This window comes from Bradyrhizobium sp. NBAIM01 (genome assembly GCF_020194115.1).
Lineage (GTDB): Bacteria > Pseudomonadota > Alphaproteobacteria > Rhizobiales > Xanthobacteraceae > Bradyrhizobium > Bradyrhizobium yuanmingense.
Genome location: NZ_JADYVU010000010.1, coordinates 105732 through 128600 on the forward strand (window position 1 = coordinate 105732; position 22869 = coordinate 128600).

General features: G+C 65.6%; 20 protein-coding genes. 12 read left to right on the forward strand and 8 right to left on the reverse strand.

What is annotated here, in order from left to right; translation table 11 throughout:
- The first annotated feature begins 130 nt into the window (after positions 1-130).
- Positions 131-1435: a sorbosone dehydrogenase family protein gene (locus I6F31_RS27435; RefSeq protein ID WP_225186413.1), complete on the forward strand. Its 1305-nt coding sequence runs from the start codon at positions 131-133 to the stop codon at positions 1433-1435.
- A 4-nt stretch (positions 1436-1439) separates the two neighbouring features.
- Here the strand turns inward: I6F31_RS27435 and I6F31_RS27440 are convergent, their stop codons facing one another.
- Positions 1440-2264, reverse strand: coding sequence for an aspartate dehydrogenase (locus I6F31_RS27440; RefSeq protein WP_036006458.1), 825 nt, complete (start codon positions 2262-2264; stop codon positions 1440-1442).
- Positions 2265-2311: 47 nt separating this feature from the next.
- Entirely contained in the window at positions 2312-3229 is a 918-nt protein-coding gene (locus I6F31_RS27445) for a LysR family transcriptional regulator (protein WP_109144957.1), read from the reverse strand.
- A 272-nt stretch (positions 3230-3501) separates the two neighbouring features.
- Here I6F31_RS27445 and I6F31_RS27450 point away from each other — a divergent pair, with 272 nt between their 5' ends.
- Positions 3502-4575, forward strand: coding sequence for a tartrate dehydrogenase (locus I6F31_RS27450; RefSeq protein WP_036006429.1), 1074 nt, complete (start codon positions 3502-3504; stop codon positions 4573-4575).
- Positions 4576-4731: 156 nt separating this feature from the next.
- Here the strand turns inward: I6F31_RS27450 and I6F31_RS27455 are convergent, their stop codons facing one another.
- Together I6F31_RS27455 and I6F31_RS27460 are read right to left on the reverse strand one after the other, a co-directional pair.
- On the reverse strand, positions 4732-5673 hold the full coding sequence (locus I6F31_RS27455) for a LysM peptidoglycan-binding domain-containing protein (protein ID WP_225186414.1): 942 nt from the start codon (positions 5671-5673) through the stop codon (positions 4732-4734).
- Positions 5674-5845: 172 nt separating this feature from the next.
- Positions 5846-6262: a MarR family transcriptional regulator gene (locus I6F31_RS27460; protein WP_225186415.1), complete on the reverse strand. Its 417-nt coding sequence runs from the start codon at positions 6260-6262 to the stop codon at positions 5846-5848.
- Between the two features lie 28 nt (positions 6263-6290).
- On the opposite strand from I6F31_RS27460, the gene I6F31_RS27465 reads away from it, so the two are divergent.
- Complete coding sequence (locus tag I6F31_RS27465; protein ID WP_225175228.1) at positions 6291-7499, forward strand: ABC transporter substrate-binding protein; 1209 nt, start codon at positions 6291-6293, stop codon at positions 7497-7499.
- A 16-nt stretch (positions 7500-7515) separates the two neighbouring features.
- Positions 7516-8694, forward strand: a complete 1179-nt coding sequence (locus I6F31_RS27470; protein WP_225127785.1) for a cytochrome P450 — start codon at positions 7516-7518, stop codon at positions 8692-8694.
- Between the two features lie 31 nt (positions 8695-8725).
- On the opposite strand, the gene I6F31_RS27475 is transcribed toward I6F31_RS27470, so the two are convergent.
- Positions 8726-9445 (reverse strand): hypothetical protein, encoded by a 720-nt coding sequence (locus tag I6F31_RS27475; protein WP_036024916.1) that lies wholly within the window; start codon positions 9443-9445, stop codon positions 8726-8728.
- A gap of 285 nt (positions 9446-9730) precedes the next feature.
- Here I6F31_RS27475 and I6F31_RS27480 point away from each other — a divergent pair, with 285 nt between their 5' ends.
- From I6F31_RS27480 to I6F31_RS27495, 4 genes are all read left to right on the forward strand, one after another.
- Positions 9731-10654: an ABC transporter ATP-binding protein gene (locus I6F31_RS27480; protein WP_036006409.1), complete on the forward strand. Its 924-nt coding sequence runs from the start codon at positions 9731-9733 to the stop codon at positions 10652-10654.
- Positions 10651-11412, forward strand: a complete 762-nt coding sequence (locus I6F31_RS27485; RefSeq protein WP_036006407.1) for an ABC transporter permease — start codon at positions 10651-10653, stop codon at positions 11410-11412. Before I6F31_RS27480 ends, I6F31_RS27485 begins: the two co-directional genes overlap by 4 nt.
- A 163-nt stretch (positions 11413-11575) precedes the next feature.
- Positions 11576-12385 carry a L,D-transpeptidase gene (locus tag I6F31_RS27490; protein WP_225186416.1) on the forward strand — a complete coding sequence of 270 codons (810 nt, stop codon included), beginning with the start codon at positions 11576-11578 and terminating at the stop codon, positions 12383-12385.
- 37 nt (positions 12386-12422) lie between these two features.
- The gene (locus I6F31_RS27495) at positions 12423-13418 is read left to right on the forward strand and encodes a glycerophosphodiester phosphodiesterase (RefSeq protein WP_225175227.1); all 996 of its coding nucleotides are present in this window, start codon (positions 12423-12425) and stop codon (positions 13416-13418) included.
- A gap of 106 nt (positions 13419-13524) precedes the next feature.
- On the opposite strand, the gene I6F31_RS27500 is transcribed toward I6F31_RS27495, so the two are convergent.
- A complete protein-coding gene (locus I6F31_RS27500) occupies positions 13525-15804 on the reverse strand; it encodes a fused MFS/spermidine synthase (protein WP_225175226.1) in 2280 nt (759 codons plus the stop codon).
- Between the two features lie 229 nt (positions 15805-16033).
- On the opposite strand from I6F31_RS27500, the gene I6F31_RS27505 reads away from it, so the two are divergent.
- The gene (locus I6F31_RS27505) at positions 16034-17644 is read left to right on the forward strand and encodes an NAD(P)/FAD-dependent oxidoreductase (protein ID WP_225147831.1); all 1611 of its coding nucleotides are present in this window, start codon (positions 16034-16036) and stop codon (positions 17642-17644) included.
- Between the two features lie 274 nt (positions 17645-17918).
- On the opposite strand, the gene I6F31_RS27510 is transcribed toward I6F31_RS27505, so the two are convergent.
- Positions 17919-18083, reverse strand: a complete 165-nt coding sequence (locus tag I6F31_RS27510) for a Flp family type IVb pilin (protein WP_036006397.1) — start codon at positions 18081-18083, stop codon at positions 17919-17921.
- A 154-nt stretch (positions 18084-18237) separates the two neighbouring features.
- Here I6F31_RS27510 and I6F31_RS27515 point away from each other — a divergent pair, with 154 nt between their 5' ends.
- Complete coding sequence (locus I6F31_RS27515) at positions 18238-19125, forward strand: 50S ribosomal protein L11 methyltransferase (RefSeq protein ID WP_225147832.1); 888 nt, start codon at positions 18238-18240, stop codon at positions 19123-19125.
- A 39-nt stretch (positions 19126-19164) separates the two neighbouring features.
- Here the strand turns inward: I6F31_RS27515 and I6F31_RS27520 are convergent, their stop codons facing one another.
- A complete protein-coding gene (locus I6F31_RS27520; protein WP_036037320.1) occupies positions 19165-19344 on the reverse strand; it encodes a hypothetical protein in 180 nt (59 codons plus the stop codon).
- A gap of 187 nt (positions 19345-19531) precedes the next feature.
- Here I6F31_RS27520 and I6F31_RS27525 point away from each other — a divergent pair, with 187 nt between their 5' ends.
- Both I6F31_RS27525 and I6F31_RS27530 read left to right on the forward strand, forming a co-directional pair.
- Complete coding sequence (locus I6F31_RS27525) at positions 19532-21361, forward strand: aminopeptidase P family protein (RefSeq protein ID WP_225143113.1); 1830 nt, start codon at positions 19532-19534, stop codon at positions 21359-21361.
- Positions 21362-21593: 232 nt separating this feature from the next.
- Positions 21594-22868 (forward strand): multidrug effflux MFS transporter, encoded by a 1275-nt coding sequence (locus tag I6F31_RS27530; RefSeq protein WP_225186417.1) that lies wholly within the window; start codon positions 21594-21596, stop codon positions 22866-22868.
- Position 22869 lies beyond the last annotated feature (1 nt).

Consider the following 22869-nt stretch of genomic DNA (forward strand, 5'->3'; position numbering starts at 1 on the left):
CGACGCCGCGACCTGTCCCATGCAAATTCGATCGGCTGCCATTCCACGGGAATAGGCCCGTGCTGAGCTCCGCATAGGTTGACGTCGGCCTCGTCAGCCAGTTGGATGCGCGCGCAACCCGGGGCTTGTCATGACGTTTTCCAGCATCTTCGCGCAGTTCGTCGCGTTCATCGGCGGCATCGCGCTGCAATGGCGCAAGATGACGGGCACCGAGCCCGCGCCGGCCTGGGGCGAGAAGCCCGCCATTCCCGAAGCCAAGCCGCAAGGCGCGATTCCGACCTTGAAGATGCCGACCGCACGCGGCTGGCGCGACGGCGAGAAGCCGATCGCCGCACCCGGGCTCAAGGTCGATGCGTTCGCGACCGGTCTCGACCATCCGCGCTGGATCGAGGTGCTGCCCAATGGCGATGTGCTGATCGCGGAAGCAACCCAGATCGCGGGCGCCCCGCGCAGCGTGTTCCATTATGCGATGCAGGCGACGATGCGCCGCGCCGCCGCGCTGGGCGTCTCCGCCAACCGCATCACGCTGTTGCGCGACAAGGATGGCGATGGCGTCGCCGAAGTTCGCGACGCGTTCATGGAGAATCTCAACCAGCCGTTCGGCATGGCGCTGGTCGGCGACACTTTCTATGTCGGCAACACCGACGGTGTGATGGCCTTCCCTTACGTCTCCAACGCCGACCGCATCACCGCGCCGGGCAAGCGGCTGACGACGTTCAAGCCCGCCGGCCACTGGACGCGCAGCCTGCTCGCCAGTCCCGACGGCAAGAAGCTCTATGCCGGCGTCGGTTCGCTCAGCAACATCGCCGAGATGGGCATGGAGGTCGAGCAAGGCCGCGCCGCGGTCTACGAGCTCGATCTCGTTGCCGGCACGCATCGCATCTTTGCGGCCGGCCTGCGCAATCCCGTGGGCCTTGCCTGGGAGCCGACGACCGGCGTGCTCTGGACCGTCGTCAACGAGCGCGACGGCCTCGGCGACGAGACGCCGCCCGACTATCTCACCTCCGTGCGCGACGGCGGCTTCTACGGCTGGCCCTATTGCTACTGGGGCAAGACGGTGGACGACCGCGTGCCGCAGGATCCGGCGATGGTTGCCAAGGCAATTCAACCGGACTATGCGCTCGGTGGCCACACCGCTTCGCTCGGCCTGTGCTGGATGCCCGCAGGCACCCTGCCCGGCTTCGGCGACGGCATGGTGATCGGCCAGCACGGCTCGTGGAATCGCAGCAAGCTGTCCGGCTACAAGCTGGTGTTCATCCCGTTCGCGAACGGCAAGCCGTCCGGCCCCGGTCGCGACATCCTGTCGGGCTTCCTGTCGCCGGACGAGAAGGAATCCTACGGCCGCCCGGTCGGCGTCGCGATCGGTCCCGACAGGAAATCGCTACTGATGGCCGACGACGTCGGCAACGTGATCTGGCGCGTGACGGGGGCGTAGGAGCTCACGTCCCCACGCACAGCGTGGCGCGCTGCTTGCGGAGCAGCGCGATCACCGACAACGCGGTGATCAGGCCGGTCTTGGGATTCTCGGACGGGATGTTCTCGATGCCCATCGAGAAGCGCGCTGAGTCCGCCTCGACCTCGATGCGGTGAACGTTGCGCGTCACGGTCGGGTCGGCCCAAACCTGGATCTCGGTGCGATCGGGCCCGATGCCCGCGAGCGACAACGCAACGGCGACATTGACGTTGGCCGGAAAGCCCTTTGCCGCTTCGCGCGCGCTGCCCTCGAACAGCTTCAGCGGTTCGCGCAGATTGTCGATGTCGATGTTGTTCTGAACGATGAACGGCGCGCCCTTCAAGCCGTCGATCGGCTTGCGGGTCACCATCTTCACGGAATGGATGGTGCCGATTGCGGCGGCGTTGACGGCATCGAGGCCGATCAGCGCGCCGGTCGGCACCAGGATACGGCCGCCATTGGCGCGGGCGAGATCGACCAGATCGAAATTGTCGAGCAAGCCGCCGACGCTGACTACGACCGCGGCCTTGCCGCGCTTCACCGCAGGCTCGACGATCGCACGCAGCTGGCTGCTCGGCGCGCATTCGACGACGATGTCGGCGGCCTTGCCGAGCTGGTCGAGCGGCAGGATTGTCGGTGGGCGACGCAAGCCGTCGATGAAGGCTTGATGCTTGGCGGGATCCCGCACGGCCACGGCCGCGAGCGACAGGCCCTCGATGCCCTGATCGAGCGCGGTCGCGATCTTGGTGCCGATCGAGCCCAGCCCGGCAATGGCCACCCGCAATTCGCCTGAAGCCGTCTGATCCGTCATCACCATCCCTCTGTCCTGGCCTCTGTCTTGGCCGATGTCATAGCCGCTCACGCCTCCCGCGCATAGCTGCGCAGGCGGGCTTCCAGAACCGCCAGCATGGCATCGCGGGCCGGATCGCGCGAGCCGCGCAGCCAGGCGGCGGCAAGCGGCAACCGGCCCACCGGCCCGCTCTGCCTCAGTCGAAGCGGCACGAAGCGCACACCGGTCACCGCCATCCGTGCGGTCCAGCGCGGCACGATCGCGACCCCGAGCTTCGTTGCCACGAGGTTGATGATGGTCTGCTTCTCGTCGGCGACCTGAACGATGCGCGGCGTCAGGCCGGCCTGTTCGAACAGCTTTATGGTGAGGTCGTGGCTGTGCGGCCGCGAGCGCCGGTCCGGCACCAGCATCGCCTCGTCGGCGATATCCGCCAGCGTGATCGCTTTGCGCCCGGCCAGCGCGTGCCGCCGCGGGAACGCAACGATCGCGCTCTCCTGGAGCAGGCCGCGGAATTCGAGCCGCTTGTCCGGCCGGTCAGGCGGACGGACGAAGGCGAGATCGAGCGCGCCGGTCAAAATCTTCGGCAGCAGCCGGACAGTCTTGTCTTCGAGGAGCTGCACCGCGATGTCAGGATGCCTGACGCGGAAATCGCGCAGGAGCGGCGGCAACAGTCCGGCCGCCGCGCTGTCGATAGCACCGACCCGCAGCCGCCGCGCGGTCCCCGCGCGCGAGCGATTGCGCAGGTTGCTCTCGACCGCCTCGACCTTGGCGAGGATCGTGCGGGCATCGCGCAGCAGCGTCGTGCCGTCCTCGGTGAGCGACACCGCGCGCGTGGTCCGCGCGAACAGCCGAGTGCCCAGGTCTTCCTCCAGCAGCCGGATCTGCCGGCCGAGCGCGGAGGGCAGCATCTGAAGCTGCTGCGCCGCGCGGCCGAAATGCAGCTGCTCGGCCGTCGCCACGAAGCATCGGAGCTGATGCAATTCCATTCGCCGTCCTCTCGCCTCGCCCGACCGCGCTTGAGACTTGCGCGAGGTCGTCATGCCCGGGCTTGTCCTGGGCATCCACGTTCTTGGGCCGCGGGGAAAGGCGTGGATGGCCGGGTCAAGCCCGGCCATGACGCCGTGGCGACCTCCCGATGATTATATCATTTTTTTGTATAAACCAGCGCCGATTGAGTTTGCCCGGCACTCCCGTCTAGATTCGCCAGCGACGCCGACGGCCGGATATGCCGGCGCGGTCTCTCAAACGGAGCCTTCCCATGCGCACCCATTCGATCGCAGCCATCCCCGCCGACGGCATCGGCCCCGAGGTGATCTCGGCCGGCGTCCGCGTGCTGGAGGCTCTCGCAAAACGCAGTGGCGATCTCGCCTTCAACGTCAAGACGTTCGACTGGGGCTCGGATTATTACAAGAAGCACGGCGTGATGATGCCGGCGGACGGCCTCAGCGAGCTGAAGAAGTTCGACGCGATCTATTTCGGCGCGGTCGGCGCCCCCGACGTGCCCGACCACATCACGCTGTGGGGCCTGCGCCTGCCGATCTGCCAGGGTTTTGACCAATACGCCAATGTGCGGCCGACCAAGATCCTGCCGGGCGTCGCCTCGCCGCTGCGCAATGTCGGCGTCGGCGATCTCGACTGGGTGATCGTGCGCGAGAACTCGGAAGGCGAATATGCCGGCATGGGCGGCCGCGCCCACAAGGGCCTGCCGGAAGAGGTCGGCACCGAAGTCGCCGTCTTCACCCGCGTCGGCGTCACGCGGATCATGCGCTATGCGTTCCAGCTCGCGCGGTCGCGCCCGCGCAAGCTGCTGACCGTCGTGACCAAGTCGAACGCGCAGCGCCACGGCATGGTGATGTGGGACGAGATCGCGGCCGAGGTCGCCGGCGAATTCCCTGACGTGACCTGGGACAAGATGCTGGTCGACGCCATGACGGTGCGCATGACGCTGCATCCGAAGAGCCTCGACACCATCGTCGCAACCAATCTCCACGCCGACATCCTCTCCGATCTCGCCGGCGCGCTGGCTGGAAGCCTCGGCGTCGCCCCGACCGGAAACATCGATCCGCAGCGCCGCTTCCCCTCGATGTTCGAGCCGATCCACGGCTCGGCGTTCGACATCACCGGCAAGGGCATCGCCAACCCGGTCGCGACGTTCTGGACCGGCGCGCAGATGCTCGAGCATCTCGGCGAGAAGGATGCCGCCTTACGGCTGATGGCCGCCGTCGAGCGTGTCTGCGCCGCGGGCGTGCTGACGCCGGATGTGGGCGGCAAGGCGACCACGAAGGAGGTCACGGACGCCGTGATCGATGCGATCCACGGATCGAATGTTTGATGACGGCTCTACGTCATGGCCGGGCTAGTCCCGGCCATCCACGATCTTTCGTCCCGCACAAGAACGTGGATGCCCGGGACTAGCCCGGGCATGACGAGTTTGCGGAACGACTGCTCACTCGACAAGCACTGCGTTCCTCGGCGACAAGAGGGCCTCTTATTTTCGTCCAGCCGTCGCCGGAGCTGGCGAAGGAACCGCCATCGCGGCGGGCGGCTCGGGCGGTGTCAGATGGCGGGGGACGATGATGGTCTGGCCCGGCGTCAGCTGCGCGTTCTCGGGCAGCGAGTTGCTCTGCGCCAGCGTCCACAGCGGCACGCGGTTGGCTGCGGCGATGCTCTCCATGGTGTCGCCGCGGCGCACCGGCACCCGCACGCCGCTGTCCCACAGTTCGACCAGCGTATCCGCCGGCACGAGATAGCGCAGCGGCACGGCATCGGCCTGCGTTTGCGGCGGAATGCGCGGCAGCTGCGTCACCATCTCGACGATCTGACGATGGATATCGTCGGACTTCTCGATGTTGATGTGGGTGACGCGAGCGTTCCGCTTGAGGTCATAGCTGGCGTAATGGCCGCGAAAGCCGGGAACAGCCACGACGTCGCCGCCGCCGAGCACGCTGTCGGACAGGAAGATGTTAATGAAGCGCTCGACGTTGAGGGGGACATCGCCGGTCGCTTGCGCGGGATCGATGGCGATGACGAGGCTGATCGGGATGTTCTCCTTGGCCGCCATCTCGGAGATGACGATCGAGCACAGCCCGCCCATGGAATGGCCCATCAGCACGATCGGCGCCGGCGATTCCTTATAGCTGGAGATGGCGCGATCGCCGATCCACCGGCAGATGGTGAATTCGTAGACGTTGGCCGAGAAGCCGGCCTTCGTTAGCTTCTCTTCGAGCCGATCCATGCCGGTCGAGAAGATCGGGCCCATAGCGCCGCGGAACAGGTAGATTTTTGGCGGCGGCAACGGCTCGAACGGCGGAGGCGCGGCGGGGGCGGTCGCGTTGGTCTTGGACTTCGGCGGTGAGGCAGCGGCCATGCCACTGCTCAAGGCGAGCAGCAAGATCGCTGCCAGCGCGAGAAGTCGCCTCGAATGAATCATCAGTCCAGCAGTCCCACCACGGGAGGCAGCGGCCTCCCCTGCCGGGCTTAGTGACCACCGATTGGGTGGATTTTGGGGCACGGAACCGACCATCTCTCGTCCGGCGCCCTCTCCGGCTGCCGCGCCGCGGGACGTGGCTGCGACCGTCGGCCTCAGGCGGGCCTCTCCCGGGCTAAAGCGGCAGCAGCCGATTGAGCAATTCGAGCAGGGTGCGTTGCTCCGCCTCGGTGAGCGGGGCCAGCATCTTCCGATTATACGGCCCCGTCAGGCTTGCCCCGTCCTGAATGAGCTTGGCGCCCTTCGGCGTAAGCATCAACTCGACCGCGCGGCGGTCGGATTTCGAGCGGTTACGCTTGATGAAGCCGGACGATTCCAGCTCGTTCAGGATCTTGATCAGGTTCGGCAGGCGCAGGCGGAGCAGGCTGGCAAGGCTGCTGGGGGGAACGCCCGGATTGTCGCGAATGACGACGAATATCGCGTAGGTCGCCGGCGTCAGGCCCAGTGCGGCGAACTCCTCGTAGAAGCCTTCGAAGAACTTCAGCTGCGCGAGCCGCAGCATGAAGCCGGGCGTGCGCTGCAGCGCGCGCAAGTCCAGTGACGCCCATGGGAGGGACACAATGAACAGCAAATTCCTGCATAAACTGTGCATGGTGGCCGCGGTGCTGACCGCCGCACCGGCCTTGGCCCAGGACGTCGTGAAGATCGGCATCCTGAACGATCAATCGGGGCCGTTCGCGAGCTATCAGGGCATCGGCTCGGTCGTCGCCGCCAAGATGGCCGTCGAGGACTATGGCGGAAAGGCCGCCGGCAAGCCGGTGGAAGTCGTTGCGGCGGACCATCAGAACAAGACGGACATCGGCATCGGTATCGCCCGGCGCTGGTACGAGAACGAGAGCGTCGATGCGATCTTCGACATTCCGAACTCGTCGATTGCGCTCGCCGTGGCCGGCATGAGCGCCGAGAAGAACAAGGTCTTCGTCGGCTCGGGCGCCGGCACGGTACTGCTGACCGGGGAGAAGTGCACGCCAAACACCGTGCACTGGACCTACGACACCTATTCCTACGGGCGCGGCCTCGGCAAGGCCATCGTGCAGCAGGGCGGCAAGAAATGGTTCTTCATCACCGCGGATTACGCGTTCGGCCATGATCTGGAAAAGCAGGCCGCGGAAGCCGTGAAAGCGTCCGGCGGTGAGGTGCTCGGCAGCGTGCGGCATCCGTTGGGCACGGCTGATTACGCCTCATTCCTGCTCCAGGCCCAGGCGTCGGGTGCGAGCGTCATCGCATTCGCCAATGCGGGGGACGATACCATCGCCTCGATGAAGCAGGCCGCCGAGTTCGGGCTGACGAAGGATCACAAGCTGGTCGGATTGATCCTCGGCATGAACGGCCTTCCCGCGCTTGGGCTCAAGTTTGCGCAGGGCGCGCAGATCATGAATCCGTTCTACTGGGATCTGACCGACGGCACGCGTGCTTTCGCGAAGCGCTTCGCCGAACGCATTCCCTCGAAGGCCTATCCGAACGACATGCAGGCCGGCGTCTATGCCTCGGTCATCCACTACCTCAAGGCGGTCGACAAGGCCGGCGGCGCCAAGGACGGCAAGGCCGTGGTCGCGACGATGAAGCAGATGCCGACCGACGATCAGTTGTTCGGCAACGGCTACATCCGCAAGGACGGCCGCAAGATCCATCCGCTCTACCTGTTGCAGGTCAAGGCTCCCGAGGAATCGAATTCGTCCTGGGATCTGCTGAAGGTCGTTGCCACGATCAAGGGCGAGGACGCGTTCCGGTCCGAGAGTGACGGTCAGTGCCCGCTCGCAAAGCAATAGCGGTTCGGAGCTGACCATGAGCGGCATTGCATCCAGTCCGGTCGATCCGTTCGCGCCCGGCTTTCTGACGGATCCCTATCCCGCCTATGAGGCGCTGCGCGCAATCGGGCCGGTGTTCGAAGTGGAGCGCTACGGCGTGTGGGCCATGGCGCGCAATGCCGAGGTCGAAGCGGCCCTGAAGGACTGGAAAACGTTCATCAGTGGCGAGGGCGTCGGGCTGAACGGGATGAACCCGGCGCTGCCAAAGCCGCTGACCCTGCAGATCGATCCGCCCGACCACGACAAGGGCCGCCGCGTGCTCGGCCGCACGCTGTCTCCGGGCGTCGCAAGGAAGCTGCGCGAGACGTTCCAGCGCGAAGCAGAGAGGAAGGTCTCGGAGCTGATCGACAAAGGCACGTTCGATGCCGTGACCGATCTTGCGGAAGCCTACCCGATGAAGGTGTTTCCGGACGCGATCGGCATCCGCCCCGATGGGCGCGAGAAGCTGCTCGCCTGGAGCACGTTCGTATTCAACAGCTTCGGCCCGGAGAACGAGATCCTCGCGGCGTCGCGGAAGGACGGCCTCGCGGCGCAGAGCTGGATCATGGAATGTTGTGCGCGCGATGCGCTACGGCCCGACAGCCTCGGCATGATGATCTACCAGGCGGCCGATGAGGGCGAGATCACCGAGCACGAGGCGACGCATCTGGTGCGGCCGTTCCTCACGGCCGGGATCGACACCACCGTCAATGGCATCGGCAATACCCTGCTCGCGCTCGCCACCCATCCGGACGAATATCGCAAGCTGCACGAGAAACCAGAGCTGGCACGCAACGCCTTCGAGGAAGGTCTGCGCTACGATTCACCGGTGCAGACGTTTTTTCGTACCACCTCGCGCGATGCCGAGATCGGCGGCGGCATGATCCCGGCGCACCGCAAGGTGCTGCTGTTCATGGCCTCCGCCAATCGCGATCCCGCGCGCTGGGACAAGCCGGCCCGTTTCGACGTGGAGCGGGTTGCGACCGGCCATGTCGGCTTCGGCGCAGGCATACACGCCTGCGTCGGCCAGATGATCGCGCGTCTGGAGGGCGAATTGATCTTCGGCGAGCTCGCAAGGCGCGTGAAGACGATCGAGCTCGCGGCGGAGCCGAAGCGCAGGCTCAACAATTCCCTGCGCGGGCTGGAGAGCATGCCGGTTCGCGTAACGCCAGCTTAGGCGGGCATCACGCGGTAGGATGCGCGACGGCTCAATTCCTCGCCGGATCCGTTGCCGCCGCCGCGCGTGCGGGCCGCGGCGCAGCGGGTTCGGCGACTCGCGCAGCCGGGGCGCGCGAGCGCATGATGGCGGCGTCGATCTCGGCGATGACGCGGCGCTGGATCGCCTCGTTCTTGTCGATCGAGATGTGGCCGACGCCACTGCCGCGGATGTCGACATTGTCGAGCTTGCCGCGGAACCCGGCCGCGGCCCGCACCGGCTCGCCGGGGCCATCGCCGATATAGATGTTGATGTAGCGTTCCGCGCCGGTCGAGAGCTTGGTCTTGAACACGGAGTCGAGGCCGATCGCGAGCTTCACGGGCACGCCGAGCTGGTTGAGCTTGGCGATCATGTCGGGCAGCGCGGTCGCACCCGAGGAATGGCCGACCAGGATGATGGTCTTGAGCCGACCGGCCTTGTAGGCAGCCGCCGCTTCATCGGCGAGCGAGGACCAGGACACGAAATTGGCGACGGTCACCGGAACGCCCTGCGCCTGGAGCCGGGCGCCGATGGTGTCGAGGCCGAGCGAGAAGATGTTGAGCACGCCGCGGAGCAGATAGACATGCGTGGTCGCCGCCGCGGCCTGGCTCGGCGCGGCCTTGGCAGTGGTCGGGCTGATGGCAACAGCTGACAGCAGGAGCAGGCCCATCGCCCAAACACGGAGGGCGGACAATTGGCTGGCGCCGGCGGTGTGACGGCCGTTCGGTCTCATCGATCTTTTCCCTGGAGACAATACGCTTCGCGATTGGCCGGAATCGTAGCCACGGCGCGCTCGCAGACGCAACAAAGAGGCGCGTGAGCGCCAATCTTAGCAGCAAGCCGTGACCATCGCGCAACACTTGCCCGGAACCTGCCACTAAAGCGCCTGTTTTGAGACCATTTTTCTCCGGGGAATTGCGGAGGGACAATGGCGTTCCTATTTCAGGGCTCCGCCGACCTGTCCTCCTGGATGGTCCGGCCCCTCCCCCAGCCTTTGCTCCTCAGCCTTGCGGCCATCATGTCTTCCATCATTTCCGTCGCCAATCTGTCGAAGACCTATGGGTCCGGCTTCAAGGCGCTCAAGAACGTCAATCTCGACATCAAGCGCGGCGAGATTTTTGCGCTGCTCGGCCCCAACGGCGCCGGCAAGACCACGCTGATCTCGATCATTTGCGGCATCGCCAATCCGAGCGAAGGCCGCGTCCTGGTCGGCGGCGAGGACATCCAGACCTCCTACCGCAAGGCGCGCTCGCTGATCGGCCTCGTGCCGCAGGAATTGCACACCGACGCCTTCGAGAGCGTGTGGGCGACCGTGAGCTTCTCCCGCGGCCTGTTCGGCAAGCCGAAGAACCCCGATCACATCGAGAAGGTGCTGAAGGCCCTCTCGCTGTGGGACAAGAAGGACAACAAGATCATCACGCTCTCCGGCGGGATGAAGCGCCGCGTGATGATCGCCAAGGCATTGTCGCACGAGCCGCAGATCCTGTTCCTGGACGAGCCGACCGCCGGCGTCGACGTCGAGCTGCGCAAGGGCATGTGGGAGGTGGTACGCGGGCTTCAGCAATCCGGCGTCACCATCATCCTCACCACGCATTACATCGAGGAAGCCGAGGAGATGGCCGACCGCATCGGCGTCATCAACAAGGGCGAGATCGTGCTGGTCGAAGACAAGACCACCTTGATGCAGAAGCTGGGCAAGAAGCGGCTGACGCTGCATCTGCAGAACAAGGTGACGGCGTTGCCGGAAAGCCTCAGCCAATACGAGCTCGAGCTCTGCGACGGCGGCGCGACGCTGGTCTACGATTACGACACCCAGGGCGAGCGCACCGGCATCACCAGCCTGCTCGGCGATTTGCGCGCCGCCGGCATCCGCTTCAACGACCTCGACACGACGCAATCGTCGCTCGAGGACATCTTCGTCGACCTCGTGAGGACGTCATGAACCACCGCGCCATTCGCGCCATCTACCTGTTCGAAATGGCGCGCACCTGGCGGACACTGCTGCAAAGCATCGTCTCGCCGGTGGTCTCGACCTCGCTCTATTTCGTGGTGTTCGGCGCTGCGATCGGCTCGCGCATCAGCGAGGTCGAGGGCGTCAGCTACGGCACCTTCATCGTGCCGGGCCTGATCATGCTCTCGGTGCTGACGCAGAGCATCGCCAACGCCTCCTTCGGCATCTACTTCCCGAAATTCACCGGCACGATCTACGAGATCCTGTCGGCGCCGATCTCCTATTTCGAGATCGTGCTCGGCTATGTCGGCGCCGCCGCCACCAAGTCGATCATCCTCGGTCTAATCATCCTGGCGACCGCCGGGCTCTTCGTTCCATTGCATATCCAGCATCCGGTCTGGATGCTGGCCTTCCTGGTGCTGACGGCGGTGACGTTCAGCCTGTTCGGCTTCATCATCGGCATCTGGGCCGACGGATTCGAGAAGCTGCAGATGATTCCGATGCTGGTGGTGACGCCGCTCACCTTCCTCGGCGGCAGCTTCTATTCCATCGACATGCTGCCGCCGACATGGCGCACGGTCGCGCTGCTCAACCCGGTCGTCTATCTGATCTCCGGCTTCCGCTGGAGCTTTTACGAGATCGCCGACGTCAGCGTGTCCGTCAGCATCGGCATGACGTTGGCCTTCCTGGTGATCTGCCTGGTCGTGATCTGGTGGATTTTCCGAACCGGATACCGGCTCAAGAACTGACCACGCGGCGCTCGCGAAAATGTCAGCGCCGCCGGCCGGCGCGGCACAAAGCGGCCTTGCTTACGCCTGCCATCACGATAACGATGGACAGGCTGGCCGCTGGAACCAACGCCGGGCTGCAGGCATAATGCACGCCGGGGGACGGAGAGCCGCGGCGCTAAGCATGAACAGGCCGGAGGCCAGAAGTCAGATGCGTTCGTTTTTTATTGCTCTCACATCCCTGATGCTTTTGAGCGCGGGCACCGCGCAGGCCAAGGTCGAGATCACCGTCGACAAGGACAATCAGCAGATGACCGTCGCCGTCGACGGGGTCGCGCGCTACCGCTGGCCGGTGTCGACCGGCCTCCCCTCGCGCGAGACGCCGAACGGCGCCTTCCGGGCCTTCCGCATGGAAGAGGATCACTACTCCAAGGAATTCGACGACGCGCCGATGCCGCACGCGATCTTCTTCACCAAGGTCGGGCACGCCATCCACGGCACGGACTCGGTCGGCCGGCTCGGCTCGCCGGCATCCCATGGCTGCGTGCGCCTGTCGCGCCAGAATGCCTCGACGCTCTATGCGCTGGTGCAGCAGCAGGGCGTGCTCAACACCACGGTGACGCTGACCGGCTCGGCCCAGGTGGCGCTGGCGCGCAATCCGCGCGGCCGCAACAACACTGCGGTCGCCCGCGCCCCGCAGCCGGGCGAAGACCAATACGCCACCACCGGCGCCCCCGTGGACCTGACCCCGCCGGCGCAGCCCGCGCGGCGCTACATGCCGCAGGACGACAATTACATCTACCCGGCCGACGGCAGCGACACCGGCGCGCGCTATCCGGCGCCGCGCTCGGCCACCCGCCCGCTCTACGACGCGCAGGTCTATCAGCAGCAGCCGCGGCCCTATTACGACCAGGGCTACGGCCAGCAGGGCTATTACTATCAGCCGCAGCCGCGGCAGGTTTATCAGCCGCGCGGCTACTACTATCAGAACTGACGCGGCGACCATCAACTGCCTTAACCGTCGAGGCACCATGCCATCACGTGCCACGACAATCCCGGTGCTGCTCTCGCTGCTCACTGCCGGACAAGTCACGGGATCTGATTTGGCCTTCGACCTCGAGGCACATCGCGGCGGGCGGGCGCTGCTGCCGGAAAACACCCTGCCCGCCTTCGCCCATTCGCTGACGATGGGCGTGGACACGCTGGAGCTCGACGTCGGCGTCACCGCCGACGGCGAAGTCATCGTCGCGCATGAGCGCGGGCTCAATCCCGATCTGGCACGGCGGCCCGATGGCGCCTACATCGCTCCGCCCGGCACGCCGTTCGTGAAATTGCGGCTCGACGAGATCAGGACCTATGACGTCGGCCAGATTCGGCCGGACAGTGCCTATGCGAAACAATTTCCGGGCCAGCGTGCCGTCCCGGGGACTCGCATTCCCACCTTGCGCGAGCTGTTCGCGCTGGTGCGCAAGTCCGGCAACAGGCAAGTGCGCTTCAACATCGAGACCAAGATCGATCCGAACCGTCCCGATGAAACGCTTGATCCGCAAGAATTCGTCGCGAAGCTGCTCGGGGTGATCGAGACCGAGGGAGTCTCCGATCGCGTCATGATCCAGTCGTTCGACTGGCGAACCTTGCGTCGCGTCCAGCAGCAGGCGCCGAACATCCCGACCGCGTACCTGACGATCCAGCGCAGCCTGGCTCCGACGGTAGCGCTCGACAAGGCGACAAACTGGACGGCGGGGTTCAACCCGGCCGATCACGCCGGCTCGCTGCCGCGCACGATCAAGGCTGCGGGCGGCGCGATCTGGTCGCCCTATTTCGGCGACGTGACCGCGCCTCTGGTCTCCGAGGCCCACGCGCTCGGACTGCGCGTCGTGGTGTGGACGGTGAACAAGCGCGAGGACATGACGCGCATGATCGAGCTCGGCGTCGACGGCATCATCTCGGACAGGCCGGATCTATTACGAGAGGTGGCCGGCGCTAAGGGAATTGCGCTGCCGGTGGGGACGCCCGTGGCGCCGTAGTTGCGATGCCTCGTAGCCCGGATGGAGCGCAGCGAAATCCGGGACAGTACCACGCCGGGAGCGCCCCCGGATTGCGCTTCGCTGCATCCGGGCTACGAAGAGAGCCCTACTCGCCGTCCTTCCAACGCCGATACAGCGCGCCCAGGATGTTCGAATAGTCATCGGTCCAGACCCGCACCCTGTCGTCGGCTTCGGTCTGTTCCCATTGCTTGGAGGACGCGAGCCTGCCGATGTCGGCCTCCTCGCGCGCGGAGATGACGACGTCGGTGGAGAAGATGTAGTCACCATCGCGCCCGGAATCCTCGTTGAAGACCCAGCTCTTGAGATCATTGGCGTCCGCGATACCGACGACGACGGTTTCGAGATCCAGATGCCGGTTCGAGACGTGCATCACCACGGCACCGTGCGGCGCGAGCTTCTCCTTGTAGATCTTCATCGCCTCTTCGGTCGCAAGATGGATCGGGATCGCGTCGGACGAATAGGCGTCGACGATGACGAGATCATAGGCGCCGTCGGGCTCCTTGGCGAAGGTGAGGCGCGCATCGCCGATGACGGGCTTCATGTCGGGCATGCAGCTCGAGATGTAGCGGAAATTCCTCGGGTCGCGCGCCGCGTCGACCATGGACTGATCGATCTCGAAAAAGGTCCAGTCCTCCCCCCGCTCGGCGGCGCAGGCGAGCGTGCCGGAGCCGACGCCGATCGCGGCGACCTTCAGCGGCGCGCCCTTGCGCTCGCGGATCGCGCTGACGGCCTGACCGATGCCGCCGTCCTTGTGATAATAGGTGATCGGCTCGGGCCGGCCGGCAACAGGCGTGCCGTCATTGTTGCGGAAACGCTCGGCGCCATGAATGGTGGTGCCGTGCATCAGCACGTGGAAATAACCGCCCGGCGTCACCACGATCTTGTGCACGCCGAAGAAGCTGCGCACGGTCGTGACGCGGCCCTCGTCCGCGGGATAGACGCGGATCAACGCCAGCGCCAGCACGACGGTGGCAAAGATCTTCCAGCGCCCGGCATTGAGGATCAGCGCGAGCAGCGCGGCGAGCACGCCGACGGCGCCGGCGACCCAGACACGATGATCCTCGAACCAGGTCGAGAGGCCACCGGTCGTATATGACGGCGCGATGAGCGCCACCGCGAGCGCGGCGAGCGCCAGCCAGTACCATTTGACGATTGCGGCCAGCCGCTCATTCGCGGACGGACGGCACAGCGCGGCAAGCGCGATCAGGATCGGATATTCGGCGATCCACGAGAAGGTGAAGGGCGCAACCAGCCCCGCGAACAAGCCGCCGACCATGCCGCCGAACGACAACGCGACATAGAAGCCGGTGAGATATTTGGCGGCAGGCCGCGTCCGCGCCAGCTCGCCGTGGCAGGCCATGGCGATGACGAAGAAGCAGAGTTGATGTCCGCCGAGGGTCAGCAGCAGGTTCTGCTCGCCGCCGAAAGCCAGCAGGACGACGACGCCCGCAATCGCGACCGGCTGGAGCATCAGCATCCATTTGTGCGGCAGCAGCGGCCGCGACTGGAACACGACGACCCAGGTCAAGAGGTAAAGCGACAGCGGCAGCACCCACAAAAGCGGCGCCGCCGCGACGTCGGTCGAGATATGCGCGGTGACGGCGATGAGCAGGCCCGATGGCACGGCGGCGAGGAAGATCCAGCGCAGCCGCGTCAAGAGGCCGGGCGCGGGTGCATTCACGTCCTCGGCCCGCGTGTCGGTCAGCGCCAACTTCGGCGAACGCAACAACAGCACGCCGCAGGCGCCGATGAGGAGGATCAGCAGGCCATAGCCACCGGTCCAGAACCGGTTCTGCATCTGCAGCGTGAACATCGGCTCCAGCAGGAACGGATAGGACAACAGCGCGAGGAAGCTGCCGACATTGGAGGAGGCGTAGAGGAAATAGGGATCGTGGCCGGCCGGATGGCCGGTGCGGACGAACCAAGCCTGCAGCAGCGGATTGTTCGCGGCGAGCGCAAAGAACGGCAGCCCGATCGAGACCGCGAACAGGGCGAGCAGCCAGACTGCGTAGCCCGAAGCCGGCGGCTCGCCATAGGCGGAGGCGATGCCGAGCGGCAGCGTGGCGAAGGCGGCGAACAGCAGCACCAGATGTACCGCGACGGGGACGATCCGGTTCCGCGCCTGCATCAGCAGATGCGCATAGGCATAGCCGGCCAGCAGCAGCGACTGGAAGAACACCATGGCCACCGACCACACCGCCGGCGAGCCGCCGAGCCGCGGCAGCACCATCTTGGTGAACAGCGGCTGAACCGAGAACAGCAGCAGCGCGCTGACGAAGATCGCAGCGGTGTAGACCGTCAGCAGCAGCCGGTTGCGCGACGACGACGGCTGCTCCGTGGCGGCGGGTTGCACGATCGAATCCATGAATGCTCCGGCTCAAACCCCGGCGAGCGCCGGATCGCGCGCAATGGAGCACAAGGCGCCTGGACGGGCAATAAAGTGTGGCGTGATGTTGCAGCAAGGAATGCTTGATATAAGAGGGTCGTTCCGGGCGATGCAAAGCATCGAACCCGGAACCTCGAGATTCTCCGGTGCGGAGCCCGCATCATAGTTCGGCTCTGCCGAGTAGCCCCGGAATTATGCCAAGGAAGTCATGACCGATACGGACGTCATCATCATCGGCGCGGGACATAACGGCCTCACCTGCGCGACCTATCTGGCGATGGCGGGCCTGCGCGTGCGCGTGGTCGAGCGGCGCAAGGTGGTCGGCGGTGCCGCGGTGACGGAGGAGTTTCACCCCGGCTTTCGCAATTCTGTCGCCGCCTACACCGTGAGCCTGCTCAATCCGCAGGTGATCCGTGACCTCAAGCTTGCCGAGCAGGGCCTGCGCATCGTCGAGCGGCGTGCGCAGAATTTTCTGCCCGCGCCAGACGGCAGCTATCTCCTCACCGGCGAGGGGCGAACGAAAGCCTCGGTGGCGCGGCTCAGCGCGCATGATGCGGAAGCGCTCGACGGCTTCGCGCGCGAGCTGGAAGACATTGCCGACGTGCTCAGGCGGTTCGTGCTCCGCGCGCCGCCGAACCTGCTCGACGGTTTTGGCACCAACGCGGTCCGCGAGGCCGTGAACGCTTTGCAGAGCGCCAACATTCTGCGCGGCCTGACGCTGGAACAAAGCCGCAGCCTGCTCGATCTGTTCACGCGCTCGGCCGGCGAGATGCTGGACGAACGTTTCGAGCACGATCTGGTCAAGGCGCTGTTCGGCTTCGACGCCATCGTCGGCAATTATGCCAGCCCCTACGCCGCCGGCTCGGCCTATGTGATGCTGCATCACGCGTTCGGGGAGGTGAACGGCAAGAAGGGCGTGTGGGGCCACGCCATCGGCGGCATGGGCGCGATCACGCAGGCGATGGCGCGCGCGGCACGCGACCGTGGCGTCGTGATCGACACGGATGCCGGTGTGCGCGAGGTCATCGTCGAGCGCGACCGCGCCGTCGGAATCGTGCTGGAGAACGGCTCTGCGATCCGCGCGAAATATGTCGCGGCCAATGTCAATCCAAAGCTGCTCTACACGCGCCTGATCGCGGCCGATGCTCTGCCTGCGGACTTCCTCGCCCGCATCCGGCATTGGAAGAACGGCTCCGGCACCTTCCGGATGAATGTGGCGCTGGACCGCCTGCCCTCCTTCACGGCGCTCTCAGGCGAGGGCGATCACCTCACCTCCGGCATCATCCTGGCGCCGAGCCTCGGCTATATGGACCGTGCCTGGCTCGACGCGCGCGCCCAGGGCTGGAGCCGCGAGCCCGTGGTGGAGATGCTGATCCCCTCGACGCTCGACGACACGCTGGCCCCGGCCGGCAAGCATGTCGCGAGCCTGTTCTGTCAGCATGTCGCACCAGGGCTTCCCTATGGAAAGTCGTGGGACGACCATCGCGACGAGGTCGCCGATCTCATGATCGCGACGGTGGATAAATACGCCCCGGGCTTCGCGGCGAGCGTGCTCGGCCGTCAGATCCTGTCTCCGCTCGACCTCGAGCGGCAATTCGGGCTGCTCGGCGGCGACATCTTCCACGGCGCGCTGACATTGAACCAGTTGTTCTCGGCGCGGCCGATGCTGGGCCACGCCGATTATCGCGGGCCGCTGAGAGGCCTCTACCATTGCGGATCCGGCGCCCATCCCGGCGGCGGCGTCACCGGCGCCCCCGGCCATAACGCCGCGCAGGCCATCCTGCGGGATCACCGCGCCCTGTTCGGAAGCCGTGGATAGGGCTGTGGATTGGTTGTGGACAGGCTGTCGAAAGGCCTGTGAGCGGCCAGAGGAGGCCTGGGCGATACGGCCAGGAGCGATCCTGGGGAAAGCCGGTGGGAAATCGGCGGGGCGATCAGGGGAAAAGTGGTGGACAAAGTCCGGACAAGCAGGCGGATAAGCTGTGAAGTCGGGCTGCAAAAACGACCTCGCCCGCCAGGGGAAACCCCTAGCGGGCGGTGATCAGGAACAGCCTTTGAAGAAAATAGCCCCCGCTGGGAAATGGCGGCGGAAATTACTTCAAGGAGGTGCTAATCGAAGTGAACTTCTCGTTCATGGTGGTGCCCAGGCCGTTCACCACGGTAATGATCGCCAGGGCGATACCCGCGGCGATCAGGCCGTATTCGATCGCGGTTGCACCGGACTCATCCGACCAGAACTTCTGAATCATGCGCTTCAAGACTCGCCTCCGTTTCAATTCAAAGCTGCGTGGACTTGCTTGTACATCCGAAAATATACGGGCCACACACTGCAGGCGCGTTAATATGGGAACCTCAACTTGTCCGAAAACTGGGCAGCAAAAGTTCCAAAAATTGAACGCGACGGAACCCTGAATGCAGCCTTCCCCGACCTATCGCGCCAGCTTTTCGACCGGCAGCGAAGCCGACGCCAAGCGCGTCGTCGACGTGCTCACCGAGGTCTTTTTCGACGGCGATGCGGCGGTCGCCGCGTTCGAACGGCCTGACGGACGCTGGGACGTCACGTTGCATTTCGCCGCAGCGCCCGATCAGGCATGGCTGCGCGAACTCGTTGCAACTTCAGCAGGAAATGAGATCGCGGCGACGCTCGTCTTCGACACTGTCGAAGCCAAGGACTGGGTCAAAGCCAGCCTTGAAGATCTCGTCCCGGTGCCGGCCGGCCGCTTCGTCGTGCACGGCAGCCACGATCGCGACCGTGTGGCGCCGAACAAGCTTGCCATCGAGATCGAGGCGGCGCTCGCCTTCGGCACCGGTCACCATGGCACGACGCGCGGCTGTTTACTTCTGCTTGACCATGTCCTGAAGAGCTCCCGCCCAAGGAGCCTGCTCGATCTCGGCACCGGCACGGGCGTGCTGGCGATCGCGGCGGCGAAGGCGCTGCATCGCGCGGTGCTCGCTTCCGACATCGATCCGCCATCGGTCCGGGTGGCCGCCGAGAACGCCACGCTGAACGAAGTTGGCAACCATGTGCGGGTGATCCGCGCGACCGGCTTTGCCGCGCCAGATTTTGCGCGTGCAGGCCCGTTCGACCTGGTGCTCGCCAATATCCTTGCCAATCCGTTGCGGCAATTGGCGAGCCCGATGACGTGGCACCTTGCGCCTGGCGCCCGCGTCATCCTCTCCGGCCTCTTGACGCACCAGGCGCCCGCCGTGATCGCCGCCTACCGCGCCCGCGGCCTCGCGCCGGTGAAGCATCTGCGCATCGAGGGGTGGAGCAGTCTGCTGCTGAGGAAGGTGGGATGAACTAACCGCGTCGCGACGGCGGTGCGCTCCCTCGCCGCGCTACTCGGCCGGCTTCTCGTCGCGGCGTGACGCGCGCTTGCCCCGCAAGGCGCGTTTGGCGCGGCGCTCGGCGAAACGGTCGATCATCTGGCTGATGAGGCCGCGCGGCTTCTTTGTTACTGCCGCTGTCGGAGCGCGGCGCGCCGGCGGCGAAATCTTCTCAAAGGTGAACGCTGGCATTGTGTGTCCCCTCGCCGTTGAGATGAACCACCCGCTCGAATTTCCCTGTTATCCGGACGAAGCGCAACTGCCGCATCCTTTACTCCACTCAATTCGAATGGAACTATTTCAAGCACAGTCCATGCCAGATGCGACGCAAATGCGTCTACATTGCGGACTGATCTCCATGATCCTAAAGTGATCCACCATGTTCGAAGCGCACTTCCAGACATTCGAGGAGCCGGAGGCCGGCGTCGCGTTGGCGGCACGACTGGCCGCACTTCGCGAAGAACTTGCCCGTCGCAAGTTGACCGGCTTCGTCGTGCCACGTGCCGATCAGCAGCAGAACGAATATGTGCCGCCATCGGAAGAGCGGCTCGCCTGGCTGACCGGCTTTACCGGCTCGGCGGGACTAGCAGTGGTTCTGCCGCAGGAGGCTGCGCTGTTCGTCGACGGCCGCTACACGCTGCAGGCGGCCAAGCAGGTCGATGCCAAGGCATGGGTAGTGGAATCGCTGATCGACCCGCCGCCGGAGAGCTGGGTGGCGGCGCATCTGAAAGCCGGCGACCGCCTCGGATTTGATCCGTGGCTGCACACTTTTTCGGCAGCCGAGCGATTGTCCGCCGCCTGCACCAAGGCCGGGGCCGAGCTGGTCGCGGTCGACAGCAATCCGATCGACGCGATCTGGCAGGACCGGCCGCAGCCGCCGATCGCCCCCGTCGCGGTGCACAGCCTTCAGCACGCCGGTATCACTGAAGCGGAGAAGCTGACCCAGATCAGGGCCGAGATCGCCAAGCTCGGCACCGATGCCTTGGTGCTGTCGGACAGTCACGCGGTGGCCTGGACCTTCAACATCCGCGGCGCCGACGTCGCCCATACGCCGCTGCCACTGTCCTACGCGCTGGTGCCGAAGGACGGCCGTCCCACCATCTTCATCGACCACCGGAAGCTCTCCAACCTCACACGCGACCATCTCGAGCAGTCCGCTGACGTGCGCGAACCGGACGCCATGGCGCCGACGTTGATGGCGCTGGCCAAGAGCGGTGCGGCCATTGCGCTCGACAATGCCACAGCGGCCGACGCACTCAGCCGCCTGATCAGCGGGGCCGGCGGCAAGCCGGTGCGCGGCAGCGATCCGGTTGCACTGCTCAAGGCGGTCAAGAACGCGACCGAGATCAAGGGCACCAAGACGGCTCATTTGCGCGACGCCGTGGCGCTGGCGCGCTTCCTCGCATGGATCGATCGCGAGGCGCCAAGCGGCAAGCTCACCGAGATCGACGCGGTCGAGGCGCTGGAAACCTTCCGCCGCGACACCGGCGCGCTCAGGGACGTCTCGTTCCCGACCATCTCCGGCACCGGCCCGAACGGCGCCATCGTGCATTACCGCGTCACCCGCAAGAGCAACCGGCGGATCGCGCCCGGCGATCTCCTGCTGATCGATTCCGGCGCGCAATATGAAGACGGCACCACCGACGTCACGCGCACCATGGCGGTCGGCGAGCCGACGGATGAGATGCGCGACCGCTTCACCCGCGTGCTGCGCGGCCACATCGCGATCGCGCGCGCCGTCTTTCCGGACGGCACCACGGGCGCGCAACTCGACACGCTGGCGCGGCAATATCTCTGGGCCGTCGGGCTCGATTTCGAGCACGGCACCGGCCACGGCGTCGGCAGCTATCTCTCGGTGCACGAAGGGCCGGCACGAATTTCGAAGCTCGGCACCACGCCGCTGAAGCGCGGCATGATCCTGTCCAACGAGCCCGGCTATTACAAGACCGATGGCTTCGGCATCCGCATCGAGAATCTCGAGCTGGTCGTCGCCGCCGACATCAAGGGTGCCGAGAAGCCGATGAACGCGTTCGAGACGCTGACCCTGGCGCCGATCGACCGCCGTCTGATCGATGTCGCGATGCTGAGCCGCGACGAGCTCGATTGGCTGAACGCGTACCATGCGCGCGTCAGGGACGACGTGCGGCCGGCGCTGGACGAGGCGACGAAGACCTGGCTCGATCAGGCCACGGCGGAGCTGAAGCTCTAACTCCGTCATAAGACTGCCTGCGTAGGGTGGGCAAAGCATCCGCTGCCGCTCGAAGAGCGGAGGCGGATGCGTGCCCACCATCCATCTCCGGGTGACGGCAGCAATGGTGGGCACGCCGCGCAAAGAGCGCGTCTTTGCCCACCCTACAGGCCCAGCGCCTTGACGCCTCGCGCATAGCCGTATGCCGAAATGAGCGTATTCGCTCGCAACGCGATGCGGCTAGTGTCCGGCGATGCACGGCATCATCAGCAAGCCGCCCGAAGCGGCCGGCAACCTCGCGACCTCGCGTCTGGTGTTGCTGCTGCTGGTGGTGATGACCGGGGTCGCACCGATCTCGCTCTACATCCTGGTTCCGGCGCTGCCGGTGCTGGCGACGGATTTCGGCAGCGACATCTCGATCGCGCAGATGACGGTGTCGCTCTACATGGTCGGCATCGCGCTGTCGCAGCTGATCATGGGCCCGCTGTCGGACCGGTTCGGGCGGCGTCCGGTGCTGCTCGGAGGACTTGCACTGATGGTGGCGGCCAGCGTCGCCTGCATTTTCGCCGAGACCCTGCCGCAATTGATCGCCGCACGCTTCTTCCAGGCGCTCGGCGGCGCATCCGGCATGGTGATCAGCCGGGCCATCATCCGCGACATCTACGAGCGCGACCGCGTCGCCTCGATGATCAGCCTCGTGGTCGCGGCGCTGATGATCGGGCAGATGGTCTCGCCGCTCACCGGCGGCCTGATCGAGACCGCGTTGGGATGGCGCGCGATCTTTTATGCCATCACCATCGCCGCCATCGTCGTTGCCGTCGGGATCGCCTTGGCGCTGCCTGAGACCCGCCGCAGCCGCGCCGCCGGCGGCGGATTCCGCGGCGATATCGGCATGCTCATCCGCAACCGCGCCTTCGTCGGCTATGTGATGTGCCAGGTGCTGGCGTCCCAGATCATCTTCACCTTCGCCGGTGGCGGGCCCTACATCGTGGTGACGCAGATGGGCCGCAGCAGCGCCGAATACGGCGCCTGGTTCGCGACGACGGGCTTTGCGTTTCTGGTCGGCAACCTGCTCTGCGTGCGCTTTGCGCCGCGCCACTCACTGGAGAAGCTGATCTGGTTCGGGCTCGCCCTGCAGCTCTGCGGCAGCCTTGCGAACCTGCTCTGGAGCTTCGTCGGCTGGAACGAGGCGCCCGCCTGGCTGTTCGGCACCCATATGATCGTGATGGCCGGCAATGCCTTCGTGATGGCGAATTCCGCCGCCGGCGCCATCAGCATCCGTCCCGAAGCGGCCGGCACCGCCTCGGGCGCGATGGGCTTCCTGCAGCAAGGCATTGGCGCGCTGATGTCGCAGTTCGGCGCCTATCTCGGCGGCCACTCCGCAACGACGCTGCCGCTGACCTCCGCGGTGCTCGCGATCTCGATCCTTTGCGCCTGCGTGATGATGTTCGTCGTGCCCCGCCGCGAGGCGGTAGCGAGCGAGGCGCTGATCGGGCAGGCCGAGGAGGATGAGACGGGGATGATGTGAG